Origin of the sequence: Rubrivivax gelatinosus IL144 (genome assembly GCF_000284255.1) — a bacterium.
Taxonomy (GTDB): domain Bacteria; phylum Pseudomonadota; class Gammaproteobacteria; order Burkholderiales; family Burkholderiaceae_C; genus Rubrivivax; species Rubrivivax gelatinosus_A.
Window position 1 is genome coordinate 4,410,831 of sequence record NC_017075.1, and the last position, 13,559, is coordinate 4,424,389.

The 13,559-nt window shown below is 71.7% G+C and carries 17 protein-coding genes; 3 read left to right on the plus strand and 14 right to left on the minus strand.

Annotation, left to right across the window (positions count from 1 at the left end; genetic code table 11):
• Positions 1–36: 36 nt before the first annotated feature.
• The 12 genes from RGE_RS20045 to RGE_RS20100 form a co-directional block, all read right to left on the minus strand.
• Positions 37–1,035 carry a MucB/RseB C-terminal domain-containing protein gene (locus tag RGE_RS20045; protein ID WP_014430291.1) on the minus strand — a complete coding sequence of 333 codons (999 nt, stop codon included), beginning with the start codon at positions 1,033–1,035 and terminating at the stop codon, positions 37–39.
• 7 nt (positions 1,036–1,042) lie between these two features.
• Positions 1,043–1,705, minus strand: coding sequence for a sigma-E factor negative regulatory protein (locus RGE_RS20050; RefSeq protein ID WP_052311027.1), 663 nt, complete (start codon positions 1,703–1,705; stop codon positions 1,043–1,045).
• A gap of 40 nt (positions 1,706–1,745) precedes the next feature.
• The gene (gene rpoE / locus RGE_RS20055; protein WP_014430293.1) at positions 1,746–2,354 is read right to left on the minus strand and encodes an RNA polymerase sigma factor RpoE; all 609 of its coding nucleotides are present in this window, start codon (positions 2,352–2,354) and stop codon (positions 1,746–1,748) included.
• Positions 2,351–2,803 carry a hypothetical protein gene (locus RGE_RS20060; RefSeq protein WP_014430294.1) on the minus strand — a complete coding sequence of 151 codons (453 nt, stop codon included), beginning with the start codon at positions 2,801–2,803 and terminating at the stop codon, positions 2,351–2,353. The genes rpoE and RGE_RS20060 overlap by 4 nt, the downstream gene beginning before the upstream one ends.
• A 7-nt stretch (positions 2,804–2,810) precedes the next feature.
• Positions 2,811–4,055, minus strand: coding sequence for a beta-ketoacyl-ACP synthase II (gene fabF, locus RGE_RS20065; protein ID WP_014430295.1), 1,245 nt, complete (start codon positions 4,053–4,055; stop codon positions 2,811–2,813).
• Positions 4,056–4,062: 7 nt separating this feature from the next.
• Entirely contained in the window at positions 4,063–4,302 is a 240-nt protein-coding gene (acpP, locus tag RGE_RS20070; RefSeq protein WP_009856507.1) for an acyl carrier protein, read from the minus strand.
• A gap of 87 nt (positions 4,303–4,389) precedes the next feature.
• The gene (gene fabG, locus RGE_RS20075; RefSeq protein ID WP_014430296.1) at positions 4,390–5,121 is read right to left on the minus strand and encodes a 3-oxoacyl-ACP reductase FabG; all 732 of its coding nucleotides are present in this window, start codon (positions 5,119–5,121) and stop codon (positions 4,390–4,392) included.
• Entirely contained in the window at positions 5,118–6,056 is a 939-nt protein-coding gene (gene fabD / locus RGE_RS20080; RefSeq protein WP_014430297.1) for an ACP S-malonyltransferase, read from the minus strand. The genes fabG and fabD overlap by 4 nt, the downstream gene beginning before the upstream one ends.
• 37 nt (positions 6,057–6,093) lie before the next feature.
• Entirely contained in the window at positions 6,094–7,077 is a 984-nt protein-coding gene (locus tag RGE_RS20085) for a beta-ketoacyl-ACP synthase III (RefSeq protein WP_014430298.1), read from the minus strand.
• Positions 7,078–7,081: 4 nt separating this feature from the next.
• The gene (gene plsX / locus RGE_RS20090) at positions 7,082–8,134 is read right to left on the minus strand and encodes a phosphate acyltransferase PlsX (RefSeq protein WP_043785841.1); all 1,053 of its coding nucleotides are present in this window, start codon (positions 8,132–8,134) and stop codon (positions 7,082–7,084) included.
• Positions 8,135–8,249: 115 nt separating this feature from the next.
• Entirely contained in the window at positions 8,250–8,432 is a 183-nt protein-coding gene (rpmF, locus tag RGE_RS20095) for a 50S ribosomal protein L32 (protein WP_014430300.1), read from the minus strand.
• Between the two features lie 160 nt (positions 8,433–8,592).
• Positions 8,593–9,147 (minus strand): YceD family protein, encoded by a 555-nt coding sequence (locus RGE_RS20100; RefSeq protein WP_014430301.1) that lies wholly within the window; start codon positions 9,145–9,147, stop codon positions 8,593–8,595.
• A 106-nt stretch (positions 9,148–9,253) separates the two neighbouring features.
• Between RGE_RS20100 and RGE_RS20105 the strand changes: the two genes are divergently transcribed.
• The 3 genes from RGE_RS20105 to RGE_RS20115 are packed head-to-tail and all read left to right on the plus strand — an operon-like array spanning position 9,254 to position 11,111.
• Positions 9,254–9,844, plus strand: coding sequence for a Maf family nucleotide pyrophosphatase (locus RGE_RS20105; protein ID WP_014430302.1), 591 nt, complete (start codon positions 9,254–9,256; stop codon positions 9,842–9,844).
• A complete protein-coding gene (locus RGE_RS20110) occupies positions 9,841–10,599 on the plus strand; it encodes an SAM-dependent methyltransferase (RefSeq protein WP_014430303.1) in 759 nt (252 codons plus the stop codon). The genes RGE_RS20105 and RGE_RS20110 overlap by 4 nt, the downstream gene beginning before the upstream one ends.
• A 56-nt stretch (positions 10,600–10,655) precedes the next feature.
• Positions 10,656–11,111 carry an adenylyltransferase/cytidyltransferase family protein gene (locus RGE_RS20115; RefSeq protein WP_014430304.1) on the plus strand — a complete coding sequence of 152 codons (456 nt, stop codon included), beginning with the start codon at positions 10,656–10,658 and terminating at the stop codon, positions 11,109–11,111.
• Here the strand turns inward: RGE_RS20115 and RGE_RS20120 are convergent.
• Together RGE_RS20120 and RGE_RS20125 are read right to left on the minus strand one after the other, a co-directional pair.
• Complete coding sequence (locus RGE_RS20120) at positions 11,098–12,039, minus strand: carbohydrate kinase family protein (protein ID WP_014430305.1); 942 nt, start codon at positions 12,037–12,039, stop codon at positions 11,098–11,100. The genes RGE_RS20115 and RGE_RS20120 overlap by 14 nt on opposite strands.
• A gap of 25 nt (positions 12,040–12,064) precedes the next feature.
• A complete protein-coding gene (locus RGE_RS20125; protein ID WP_014430306.1) occupies positions 12,065–13,522 on the minus strand; it encodes a DEAD/DEAH box helicase in 1,458 nt (485 codons plus the stop codon).
• Between the last annotated feature and the right edge of the window lie 37 nt (positions 13,523–13,559).

Here is a 13,559-nt window from a genome sequence, read left to right on the forward strand (position 1 = left end):
ATGCGACGGTTGCGATGGAAGACGTGGCGGGCGCCGCTAGTGCTTGCGTTGCAGCGCCTCGGAGAAAGCCTTCAGCGTGAGCGGCGGCACGTCGCCCATCACGGTGATCCAGTACAGCCCCCGGCGCTGGCGCAGCGTGCCGGTGGCACCGACCTGACCGGACAGGTCGGCATAGTCGCGGCGGCCGTCGAAAGGCTCGACGAACAGCGAGACGTGGGTCAGCCCGTCGGTGAACACCGCCTGCAGCACCTCGTCCTTGCCGGCGGCTTCCAGCGGCCGCTTGACGACGCCGGCGAGGCGGAAGCCCGGCACCGGACGCTCCAGCGCCCAGCCTTCGGCTTCGAGCTGGGTCGGCGACAGCTGCGTCTTGACGATGCGGTAGCCGTCGAGCTTGCGGATCGGCTGGGTGACGGTGTCCGGCTGCGGCCGGATGCCGAGCTCCACCGCCGAGAAGGCCGAGGACTCGAGCACGGTGCGGTCGGCCCCGACGATGTCGGCGCGCAGCATCAGCCCGGTCGCGCGGTCGGCCCACAGGCGCTGGGCGTAGCGCCAGGCGTCCTTGGGCTGCAGCAGCAGCACCTGGGCGTCGCGGCCGGCGACACGCTCCACACCTTCGAGCTTGGCGTCGTAGTGGTCGAGCGCACGCGGGTCGACGCTGCGCCGCGCCGCCGGCAGCTTGGCGATCGCCGGGCGGTCCTCGACGACGGCGACGCCGGACTGCGGCCAGATCGTGTGCACCGAGTCGTTGACGCGGTAGACACGCTGCTGGCGGCCGTCCAGCGCTTCCACGCGCTCGTAGGACTGGTCGCCGACGGCGAAGTGCGCGATGCGCGAACTCGACACCACACCGTTGGCGCTGACGACCAGGGTGCCCTGATAGTTGCGCTCGTAGGCCGCGGCGTGGATGCGCGTGAGCCAGGCGCGCGCGTCCGGCGGCGCCGCCACGGCGGAGGTCACGAACGCGAACGGGGCGAACAGCGAAGCGAGCGAGGCGAGCGAGGCGATCGGCAGCCAGTACCGGACGACGGAACGCATCGGCAGCTCAGCGGGAAGCGGCGAGCTCGGGGGCCATCACCTCGACGTTGCGCGGCACGCCGCCGGGCAGCGCGGCCGGGCCGCCGGCCATCGCGTCGCGGTGCGCGCGCAGGTAGGCGTCCAGGCGCGCATCGCGGATCAGCCGGCCCTCGACGACCAGCGCGCGCGGCGCCGCGGCGCCGGTCGTCGCCAGGCTCAGGCCCGGATTGGCGGGCGGCGCGTCGGCGAGCACCGCAGCGCCGGAAGGCGCGAGCGTCGACATGCGCGTCACGACGACGACCCCGGCGACGGCGACGAACCCGGCCGCCACCGCCGCCGGCGCCAGCCAGGCGTGGCGCCGACGGCTGCCCGCCACAGCCACCACGGCCGCCGGCTGGGCGACGGCGGGACGCTCCAGCGGCTGCGGCGCCAGCACCACCGGCTCCTCGGCCAGGCGCGCGCGCAGCCCGGTGAGAAAGGCGCAGTCGCGCGAGGCTGGATTGGCCAGGTCCTCGGAGCGCATGACGTCGCCGATCAGCTGGTAGGCGTGCCAGGTGCGCCGGGCTTCGGGGTCGTCGCGCCAGCGCGCGCAGCCCTCGTCCAGCGCCGACGGGTCGCCGTCGACCAGGGCCGACAACAGGGACGCAGTGGAATCCCCGGGAGGCGTGGCGCTGTTGCGGTTCGGGTTCATCGGATGAGTGGTGGTTCGTCGCGTGCAGGCAGGTGCCGGGTCACCAGCGTTCACCTTCGCGCGTGTCGAGAAGCGGGCGCAGCCGCGTCGCGATGGCCTCCCGGGCGCGGAAGATGCGCGAGCGCACGGTTCCGATCGGGCAATTCATCACGTCGGCAATCTCTTCGTAGCTCAGACCTTCGATCTCGCGAAGCGTGATCGCCTGACGGAGATCCTCCGACAGGGCCTCGATCGCCGCGTTCACGGCCGTCGCGATCTCCCGGCTGGCCATCAAGGCCTCGGGGGTCGCGCCATCGCTTAGTTCGTTTTCGACACGAGAAGTTTCATCGTCATCGCCCGACGATGCCAGCGAGCCCTCCGTGACCAGGGGATCACGGCGCAACTCGACCAGCGCCTTCTTGGCGGTGTTGACGGCGATGCGGTAGAGCCAGGTGTAGAACGCGCTGTCGCCGCGGAACTGCGGCAGCGCGCGGTAGGCGCGGATGAAGCTCTCCTGCGCGATGTCCTGCACCAGGCCGTCGTCGCGCACCATGCGCCCGACCAGGCGCTCGATGCGGCGCTGGTACTTGACGACGAGCATCTCGAACGCCCGCATGTCACCGCGCTTGGCGCGCTCGACCAGCAGGGCGTCGGCATCGGCGTCGGTCATGGAGCGGGCCGCGACGGCGAAGCGGGCGGCAAAGAGGCGGCGGGCGCGGCAGCGCAATATAGCGCCGCACGCAAGAGGTGAATCCGGGAGCCGGCCTCGCGCGCGCCGAGCGCGAGCCAGCGTGTGCCGCCCTCGGCCGACGTCAGGCGCAGCAGCAGCCAGCGGCCGAGATCGATCGAGACCTCGGCGGTGCAGGGTGCGCCGTCGGCGCTCCATTCGGCGCCGTCCCAGCGCAAGGCGAGCGGCCGCAAGGCGGCCAGACGCCAGGCCAGAAGGCCGGCGGCGAGCGCCGCCAGAAAAGCCGCGACCGCCGACGGATGGCCGTCGGCGAGCCAGGCGCTCGCCCAGGCCGCCACCGCGGCGGCCGCAAGGGCCGCCAGCAGCGCCTGGACGGCGCGCCAAGGCGCGCCACCCGAGCAGGTCACGGCGACCGGCGGCGGATGGCGCACGCGCTCGTCACACGCGGCGGAAGACCAGCGTGCCGTTGGTGCCGCCGAAACCGAAGTTGTTCTTCACCGCGACGTCGATCTTCATTTCCCGCGCCTGGTTGGCGCAGTAGTCGAGGTCGCACTCCGGATCGGGGTTGACGAGGTTGATCGTCGGCGGCGAGACCTGGTGATGCAGTGCGAGCACGGTGAACAGCGACTCGATGCCGCCGGCGCCGCCCAGCAGGTGGCCGGTCATCGACTTGGTCGAGTTCACGACCAGCTTCTTCGCGTGGTCACCGAAGGCCAGCTTGATCGCGTTGGTCTCGTTCAGGTCGCCCAGCGGCGTCGAGGTGCCGTGCGCGTTGAGGTACTGCACCTCGTCGGCGTTGATGCCGGCGTTGCGCAGCGCCGCCTTCATCGAGCGCTTGGGGCCGTCGACGTTCGGCGCGGTCATGTGGTACGCGTCGGCACCCATGCCGAAACCGGCGAGTTCGGCGTAGATCTTGGCGCCGCGCTTCTTCGCGTGTTCGTACTCCTCGAGCACGAGCACGCCGGCGCCCTCGCCCAGCACGAAGCCGTCGCGGTCCTTGTCCCAGGGGCGGGACGCGGCCTGCGGGTCGTCGTTGCGGGTGGACAGCGCACGCGCGGAGGCAAAACCACCGATGCCCAGCGGCGAGACGGTCGACTCCGCACCGCCGGCGATCATCACGTCCGCATCGCCGTACTCGATCAGACGCCCGGCTTCGCCGATGCAGTGCAGACCGGTGGTGCAGGCGGTGACGATCGACAGGTTCGGGCCGGTGTAGCCGAAGCGGATCGAGACGTGCCCCGAGATCATGTTGATGATCGAGGACGGCACGAAGAACGGCGAGATCCGGCGCGGACCGCGTTCACCGTACTCGGCCTGCGTCTGCTCGATCATCGGCAAGCCGCCGATGCCCGAGCCGACGATCACGCCGATGCGTTCGGCGGCGGCTTCGTCCAGTTCACTGCCCTGGGGCAGGCCGGCGTCCTGCACCGCCTGGATGGCGGCGGCCATGCCGAAGTGGATGAACGTGTCCATGTGCCGGGCTTCCTTCGCCGGGATGTAATCCTCGACGTTGAAACCCTTCACCTCGCCGGCGATCCGGCAGGCGAAAGCGGACGCATCGAACTTCGTGATCGATCCGATGCCGCTTCTGCCGGCGACGATGTTCGCCCAGCCTTCGGCCACCGAGTTGCCGACCGGGCTGACGAGCCCGAGGCCGGTGACGACGACTCTGCGCCTGGTCATGCGCAGGTCAGGCCTTCTGGTGCGCGACCGCGTAGTCGATCGCGAGCTGCACCGTGGTGATCTTCTCGGCTTCCTCGTCCGGGATCTCGATGCCGAACTCGTCTTCGAGCGCCATCACCAGCTCCACCGTGTCGAGCGAGTCGGCGCCGAGGTCGGCCACGAAGGCCTTCTCGTTGGTGACGTCGGACTCGGGCACGCCGAGCTGCTCGGCGATGATCTTCTTGACACGGGCTTCAATATCGCTCATGACTCCTCCAGGAGGGGGGTATCGGTAAACAGCCCACGATTCTACCGGTGGGGCAAGGGCCGGTTTTTTGACGAAACGACGGCCTCGTCAGGCCATGTACATGCCGCCATTGACGTGCAGCTCGGTGCCGGTCACGTAACCGGCCTCCTCGCTGCACAGGAAAGCGACCGCGTGCGCGACCTCGTCGGCCGCACCCAGGCGGCCCAGCGGGATCTGCGCCAGCAGCGCCGCCTTCTGCGCCTCGGGCAGGGTCTCGGTCATGTCGGTGGCGATGAAACCGGGCGCGACACAGTTGACGGTGATGTTGCGGCTACCGAGCTCGCGGGCCAGGGCACGCGTCATGCCGGCGACGCCCGCCTTGGCGGCGGCGTAGTTGGCCTGGCCGGCGTTGCCCGAGGCACCGACGACCGAGGTGATGTTGACGATGCGGCCCCAGCGCTGCTTCATCATCGGCCGCATCACGGCGCGGCTGAGGCGGAAGACGGCCTTGAGGTTGGTGTCCAGCACCGCATCCCAGTCCTCGTCCTTCATGCGCATCGCCAGCGTGTCGCGGGTGATGCCGGCGTTGTTGACGAGCACGTGCAGCGCACCGTGTTCCTTGACCAGGGCTTCGATCAGCGCGTCGGAGGCGGCGGCGTCGGTGACGTTGAGCACGCGGCCCTGCACGCCGGGCAGCGCAGCTTCGATCGCCGCGGCGCCGGCTTCGCTGGTGGCGGTGCCGACGACACGGAAGCCGTCGGCCGCCAGCGCGGCGGCGATGGCGCGACCGATGCCGCGCGAGGCGCCGGTGACGAGGGCGATGCGTTGAGTGTCGCTCATTGCACGAGTTCCTTGGCAGCGGCCAGCGATTGGGGATCGAGGATGGTCGTCGATGCGATCTCGGCGTCGATGCGGCGCACCAGGCCCGACAGCACCTTGCCCGGGCCGCATTCGATCACGGCCGTGCAGCCGCGAGCACGCAGCGCCTGCACCACCTCGACCCAGCGCACCGGGCCGAAGGCCTGGCGGTACAGCGCGTCGCGGATGCGCGCCGGGTCGGTCTCGACGGCGACGTCGATGTTGTTGATGACGGCAATGGTCGGCGTGGCGACCGGGGTCGTCGCCAGCTTCTCCTTCAGGCGCTCGGCGGCCGGCTGCATCAGCGCCGAGTGGAAGGGCGCGGACACCGGCAGCGGCAGCGTGCGCTTGGCCCCGGCAGCCTTCAGCGCCTGGGCGGCCAGCTCGACGGCGGCCTTGGTGCCGGCGATGACGGTCTGCTTCGGGTCGTTGAAGTTGGCGGCGGCGACACACTCGCCGGCGTCGCGCGCGGCCTGCTCGCAGCAGCGGCGCACGACCTCGCCGTCCAGGCCGAGCACGGCGACCATCGCGCCGGCGCCCACCGGCACGGCTTCCTGCATCGCCTGGGCGCGGAAACGCACCAGCGGCACGGCGTCGGCCAGGGTCAGCGCCCCGGCGGCCACCAGCGCGGCGTACTCGCCCAGCGAGTGGCCGGCAACGGCCGACGGCACGGCGCCGCCTTCGGCGAGCCAGGCGCGGTAGTTGGCGACGCCGGCGACCAGCATCACCATCTGCGTGTTGACCGTCAGGTCCAGCGCTTCCTTCGGGCCGGCGTGGATCAGCGCGGCGACGTCGAGACCGGCGGCGGCCGACGCTTCTTCCAGCGTCGCGCGCACGGCGGGGTGCTCGCCCCAGGCGTCGAGCATGCCGACGGATTGCGATCCCTGCCCGGGAAAGACGAATGCGAACTCAGCCATGGTGTGGTGTCTCCTGTCGTCGGACGGATGCGGCGGCTCAGAAGTCGAGCAGCACCGCGCCCCAGGTGAAGCCGCCGCCGACGCCCTCCAGCAGCACGGTCTCGCCGCGCTGCACGCGGCCGCTGCGCACCGCGGCATCCAGCGCCAGCGGCACCGAGGCCGCCGACGTGTTGCCGTGCTCGTCGACGGTGACGACGAGACGCTCGGGCGCCAGCTTCAGCTTGCGCGCGGTGCCGTTCATGATGCGGATGTTGGCCTGGTGCGGGATCAGCCAGTCGATGTCGGCCTCGGTGCGGCCCGCCTTGGCGAGCACCGCGCGGGCGGCATTTTCCAGCACGCCGACGGCGAGTTTGAACACCGCCTGACCGTCCATGCGCAACAGCGGATGACCGAGCACCTGGCCGCCGGAGACCGTGCCCGGCACGCAGAGGATGCCGGCGTGGCGGCCGTCGGCGTGCAGCTCGGTGGCCAGGATGCCGGGCTCGTCGCTGGCCTCCAGCACCACGGCGCCGGCGCCGTCGCCGAAGAGCACGCAGGTCGTGCGGTCGTCGAAGTCGAGGATGCGCGAGAAGACCTCGGCGCCGACGATCAGCGCGCAGCGCGCGCTGCCGGCGCGGATCATCGCGTCGGCCACGCTGAGCGCGTAGACGAAGCCCGAGCACACCGCCTGCACGTCGAAGGCCGGGCAGCCGTGCACGCCGAGCTTGGCCTGCAGGATCGTCGCCGTCGACGGGAACACCATGTCCGGCGTCGAGGTCGCGACGATGATCAGGTCGACCTCGGCGGCCGAGCGGCCGGCGGCTTCGAGCGCGCGGCGCGAGGCCTCCAGCGCCAGGTCGCTCGAGTTGACGCCGTCGTCGACGAAGTGGCGCGCGCGAATGCCGGTGCGCTCGACGATCCAGGCGTCGCTGGTCTCGAGGCCGCGCGCAGCCAGCAGCTGCACGAAGTCGTCGTTGCTGACGCGGCGCGGGGGCAGATAGCCACCGGTGCCGGTGATGCGGGAGTACGGTACTGCGGTCACGCGTTCAGGCGGCTTGCGGGGCCGCGGTATCGCCGGAGGGCATGGCCTGCAGGGTCTCCGCGATGCGGTGGTGCACGCGGTCGAGCAGGCGGTTGCGCGCGGCGTCGTAAGCCCGCGCCAGCGCCGTCTCGAACGCCAGCGCGTCCGAGGAACCGTGCGCCTTGAAAACGAGTCCGCGCAGGCCCAGCAGCGCGCCGCCGCTGTAGCGGCGATGGTCGACGCGGGCCTTGAAGCGGTTGAGCACCGGCATCGCGACGAGCGCGGCCAGCTTGGTCCACGCGCTGCGCGTGAACTCCTCCTTGATCATCTGCGAGAGCATGCCCGCCAGACCTTCGGAGGTCTTGAGCGCGACGTTGCCGACGAAACCGTCGCAGACGACGAGGTCGGTCGTGCCCTTGAAGATGTCGTTGCCTTCCACGTTGCCGTGGAAGTTGATGTGGCCGCCGGCGTGCGCCGCGCGCAGCAGTTCGCCGGCGCGCTTGATCGTCTCGCTGCCCTTGATCGTCTCTTCGCCGATATTCAGCAGGCCGACCGTCGGCTCCTCGAGGCCGTCGAGCGCCGAGACCAGCGCGCTGCCCATCACCGCGAACTGCAGCAGATGTTCGGCCGAGCAGTCGACGTTGGCACCGAGGTCCAGCACCTTGGTGAAGCGGCCGCGGGCGTTGGGCAGCAGCGCGGCGATCGCCGGGCGGTCGATGCCGTCGAAGGTCTTCAGCAGATAGCGCGACACCGCCATCAGCGCGCCGGTGTTGCCGGCACTGACACAGGCGTGCGCCGCCATCGCCGGATCGGCGAGCTTGATCTGGCCGATGGCCACGCGCATCGACGAGTCGCGCTTCTTGCGCAGCGCGACCTCCACGGGGTCGTCCATCGCGACGACCTCGGAGGCGACGACGCAGCGCGTGCGCGGCAAGCCGGAGGCGGCGGCGAGCGCGTCGGCCGTACCGACGAGCACCAGCTCGGCTGCGGGATGGCGTTCCAGGAACGCGCGGCAGGCCGGCAGGGTGACCGAAGGACCGTGGTCACCCCCCATGCAGTCCACGGCGATGCGGACCAGCGGCAGCGGCTCCAGGGCGGGATGCGGAGACACGGAAGAGCTCAACCCGGGGCTCGCGCCGACAAGACCGGCGCGGACACGAGGAACTGCGGGCGCCGGAGCACCCGGCCGGACGTCAGGCGTCGGCCTTGGTCTTCAGGACCTTGCGGCCGCGGTAGAAGCCGGTCGGGCTGATGTGGTGGCGCAGATGCACCTCGCCGGTCGTCGGCTCGACGGCCGTGCCGGGGGCGGCGACTGCGTTGTGCGAACGGTGCATGCCGCGCTTGGACGGCGACTTCTTGTTCTGCTGGACGGCCATGACAATCTCCTGGGATCGGCGCCGGAACTGCGGTCCTCGCGAGCCGAGCGACATGCTCGGTCCGGCCGGCGGAAAAGCTGTTGCTGCGCCGACTGCACTGTCGCGGCCGTCGCAAAGCCCGCCAGTATAGCACGCAGGTTTCAGCAATAGCCATGGCGGATCAATCGGGCGTCTGGCGCTTGAGCGCCGCGAGCGCGGCGAAGGGGTTCGGCGCCGCTTCTTCTGGCTCGTCGGCCTCGCCGGCGGACATCGGCAGCGGCTCGAGGCAGAGCTCGTGGCGCGGCACCAGCGGCAACGCCAGGATCAGCTCGTCTTCCACCAGTTCGTGCAGGTCGAAGGTGCGCGAGGCGACGAGCACGTCGTCCTCCAGCTCCTCGTCCAGGCGCTCGGCCTCCTGCTCGTCGTCGGCGAAGCGGAACCAGCGCTCGACGGCCAGCGGCTCGGCCACCGGCTGCAGGCAGCGCTGGCACTGCAGCGCGACGGTCGTCGAGGCCGTGAGCCGCAACCAGGTCTGGGGCGTGCCGCCGGTCACCGGACGCTGCTCGCCCTGCACCGACCAGTCGACATCGGCGGGCGCGTCGGCAGCGCCGGGCATCAGCGAAGCGCCGAGGCGCTCGAACCCGGCTTGCGGCCAGGTGGCGGACAGTGCCGCGCCAGCGGCGGCGAACGCACGCACGTCGAGGCGTCGGGGATCGTGGGTCTTCTCGCGGGCCATGTTCGAAAGAGAACCGGGCCGCGCGCCATGTGACAGTCGCATGTCGGTCCGGGGGCGCCGAGTGTAGCCGCCGGGCGGGGGCGGCACGGATGGGACAATCCGGGACATGGACACTCCGCCGCTGATCCTCGGCTCGACCTCGCGCTACCGGCGCGAGCTGCTCGAGCGCCTGCGCCTGCCGTTCACCGTCGTCGCCCCCCAGGTCGACGAGACCCCCGCCCCCGGCGAAACACCGGAGGCGCTGGCCCTGCGGCTGGCGCTGGCCAAGGCGCAGGCCGTGGCCGCTGCGCATCCGCAGGCGATCGTCATCGGCTCGGACCAGGTCGCCGACCTGGCCGGCGAGCCGATCGGCAAGCCCGGCACGCACGAACGTGCCCGCGAGCAGCTGCAGCGCATGAGCGGGCGCGAGGTCGTGTTCCAGACCGCGGTGGCCGTCGCCCGCGCCGACACCGGCTTCGCCCGCGTGCTGCTGGCGCCGGTGCGGGTGCGTTTCCGCACGCTGGGCGACGCCGAGATCGAGCATTACCTGCGGGCCGAGCAGCCTTACGACTGCGCCGGCAGCGCCAAGAGCGAAGCGCTGGGCATCGCCCTGCTCGACGCCATCGAGTCCGACGACCCGACCGCGCTCGTCGGCCTGCCGCTGATCCGCACCTGCGCGCTGCTGCGCGAAGCCGGGCTGGACCCGCTCGCCGCATGACGACCGGCACGCTGCTGCTGGTGCCCAACACGCTGGACCTGGGTGCCGAGACCGTCGACCTGCAGGAAGTGCTGCCGCTGGGCGTGCTGCGCCGCGCCGCCGCGCTGACGCACTGGGCCGCCGAAGACGCCCGCAGCGCGCGTGCGCTGCTCAAGCGCATCGGCGCCGTCGTGCCGCTGGCGCGGCCGCTGCAGGAGATCGCCATCGTCGAGCTGCCGCGCCCTCGCAAAGGCAGCCGCGAGGCCGTACCCGCGGCCGAATGGCAGGCGCTGCTGGCGCCGGCCTTGGCCGGCCACGACCTCGGCCTGGTGTCGGAGGCCGGGCTGCCAGCCGTCGCCGACCCCGGCTCAGCGCTGGTCGCAGCCGCGCACCGCGCCGGCGTGCCGGTGCAGCCGCTGACCGGCCCAAGCTCGCTGATGCTGGCGCTGGCCGCCAGCGGCCTGGAAGGCCAGCATTTCGCCTTCGTCGGCTACCTGCCGCAGGACGCCGGCGCACGCGCGACGCGCATCCGCGAGCTGGAAGGAGTCTCGCGCCGCCTCGGCCAGACGCAGCTGCTGATCGAGACGCCCTATCGCAATGCCGCGATGCTGGCGGCGCTGACCGCGACGCTGGCGCCGGCCACGCGCCTGGCGGTGTCCTGCGGGCTGACGCTGGGTGCCGGCTGGAACCGCAGCGGGCCGGTGGCTGAATGGCGCACGAAGCCACAGCAGATGCCGGAGCGGCTGCCGGCGGTGTTCTCGTTCCTGGCCGGGTAGATTACAAACGTAACCGGCGCCTCCGCCCTGCCCCGCACACCGCTGCGGCACGACCCATGTCCACCGTCATCACCTACGGCACTTTCGATCTCTTCCATATCGGCCACCTGAAGCTGCTGCAGCGCCTGCGGGCGCTGGGCGACCGCCTCGTCGTCGGCGTCTCCACCGACGAGTTCAACGCGCTGAAGGGCAAGAAGACCGTCGTGCCGTACGAACACCGTGTCGAGATCGTGCGCTCGGTGCGCTACGTCGACGTCGCATTCCCGGAACAGACCTGGGAACAGAAACGCGCCGACATCGCGCGCGAACGCGCGACCATCTTCGCGATGGGCGACGACTGGGTCGGCAAGTTCGACGACCTCAACGATGTCTGCGAAGTCGTCTACCTGCCGCGCACGCAGGAGGTGTCGACGACCGAGATCCGCCAGCTCGTGGCCGCGCTGCACGCCGACAAGCTCGCCGAGCTGAAGGCGGCGGCCAACCACCTGCAGCAGGTCATCACCACGCTCTAGGGGCGGGCGGCAGCTCGGCGCGGCGCGGCAGATCGGCGCCCCGGCGCGAGCAGGTGCAGGCCGCGGCCGTCAGCGCGAAGTCCAGCGCGGCAGCCAGATCCTCGCGCCCGAGCCCCAGGCCGCCGGCACACAGCCGGCCGCGTTCGGCCAGCCAGGTGAGCAGCGCCGCCTGCACGGTGTCGCCGGCGCCGACGGTGTCGACCAGTTCGACCGCCGGCGCGGTGCGGTGCAGCTCGGCCACCGCCGTCCAGGCGCTCGCACCCTGCGCGGCACGCGTGACGACGGCGAGTTCGACACCGGCCGCGAGCCAGGCGCGCGCCACGAGCGCCGGATCGACGCCGGGATACAGCCAGGCCAGGTCCTCGTCGCTGGCCTTCAGCAGCCGGCAGCGCGGCGCCATCCATTCCAGGGCTTCGCGCCAGCGCGCCGCATCGGGTTCGACGCCGGGGCGCACGTTGGGGTCGTAGGCGACGACGAGGCGCAGGTGTTCGCGCTCGACCAGCGCACGCAGCACCGAGGCCACCGGCTCGACGACGAGCGCATAGGAGCCCAGCTGCAGCGCCCGGACCTCCGCCGGCAAGGCCGCAGCCGCCGACGCCGGCAGCAGCCGGTCGGCCGCTCCGGCGCCGAGAAAGCGGTAGCCAGGCCGGCCGTCGGCACCGACGTCGACCATCACCAGCGTCGTCGGTGCATCGAGCTCGGGCGCCAGCCGGGTGTCGACACCCTCGGCGGCCAGCGCGGCGCGCAGGCGTCGCCCGGCGGCGTCGGCCGACAGCCCGCCGAGGTAGCCGACCGGCTGGCCCAGGCGCGCCAGACCGATCGCGACGTTGAACGGAGAGCCGCCGCAGCGGGCGTCGAGTTGGAGGCCACAGGCCGTCTCGCCCGCGGCGAAGACGTCCATCAGCGCCTCGCCGCAGACGACGATCACGGCGCCTGGACGAGACGAGCCCGCGTCAGCGCCCGCCGCCGAGCAGCGCGGCGACCTTGCGCTTGGGCCGGATGCTGGGCGTGAGCCCACGCGACGGGGCCGGGCTGGCCGCCGGCGCCGGGGCGGCCGCGATGGCCGACGGCGACGGCTCGTACGGCCGGTCGAAGATCGGGTCGGACGGCGGCGGCGGCGCGCGGCGCGGCGCGGCCTCGGCCCGCGGCGCCTCGTCGCGCTCCTCGTCGAAGCGGCGGCGCGGCCGGCGCGGGCGGTCGTCCTCGATCTCGAAGGGCTCGACCTCGATCTTCTTCTTGATCAGCTTCTCGATGTCCGAGACCAGGCGCGTGTCGTCGCGAGTGATCAGCGTCACCGCCAGGCCCGAGGCGCCGGCGCGGCCGGTGCGGCCGATGCGGTGCACGTAGTCCTCGGCGTTGAACGGCACGTCGAAGTTGAAGACCGCCGGCAGGTCGGCGATGTCCAGGCCGCGAGCGGCGACGTCGGTGGCCACCAGCAGGTCGACCTCGCCGGCCTTGAACGCGGCCAGCGCCTTCAGGCGCTCGTCCTGGCTCTTGTCGCCGTGCAGGGCCTGGGTCTTCAGGCCGTCGCGCTCGAACGAGCGCGCCAGGCGCGCCGCGCCTAGCTTGCTGTTGACGAAGACGATGGCCTGCGACAGCTCGCGCTGGCGCAGGATCTGGCGCACCGTGGCGCGCTTGTCGTCGTCGGAGACGCCGTAGAAGCGCTGCTCGACGGTGGACGCGGTGGCGTTGGGCCGCGCGACCTCGACCGTCACCGGCTCCTGCAGGTAGCTGCCGGCCAGGCGCTTGATCTCGGGCGAGAAGGTCGCCGAGAACAGCAGCGTCTGGCGCGCCTTGGGCAGGTAGGACAGGATGCGCTGCAGATCGGGCAGGAAGCCGATGTCGAGCATGCGGTCGGCTTCGTCGAGCACGACGTACTCGACCTGGTTGAGCACCGCGTTCTTGGCCTCGATGTGGTCGAGCAGCCGGCCCGGCGTGGCGATCAGGACCTCGACGCCGGCCTTCAGCTCCAGCGTCTGCGGCTTCATGTCGACGCCGCCGAAGACGACGGCCGAACGCAGCCGGGTGTGCTTGGCATAGGTCTTGACGTTGGCGGCCACCTGGTCGGCCAGCTCGCGTGTCGGCGCCAGCACCAGCGCGCGCACCGGGTGGCGCGCCGGGGACATGCTGGTGTTCTCGTGCCGCAGCATCTTCTGCAGCAGCGGGATCGTGAAAGCGGCGGTCTTGCCGGTCCCGGTCTGGGCGGCGCCCATCACGTCGCGGCCGGCCAGGACGATCGGGATCGCCTTGGCCTGGATCGGGGTCATCGAGGTGTAGCCGGCATCGGCCACGGCGCGCAGCAGCTTCGGATCGAGCGGCAGCGTGTCGAAAGCGGGAGCAGGCGCGGCGGGTTCGGTGGCCGCGGCGGCCGCGTCATCCACCGACGCGGCAAGGGGAGTATTGACGTTCATCTGGGCCCCATTATCCGCCCGATGCCGTCAAAACACC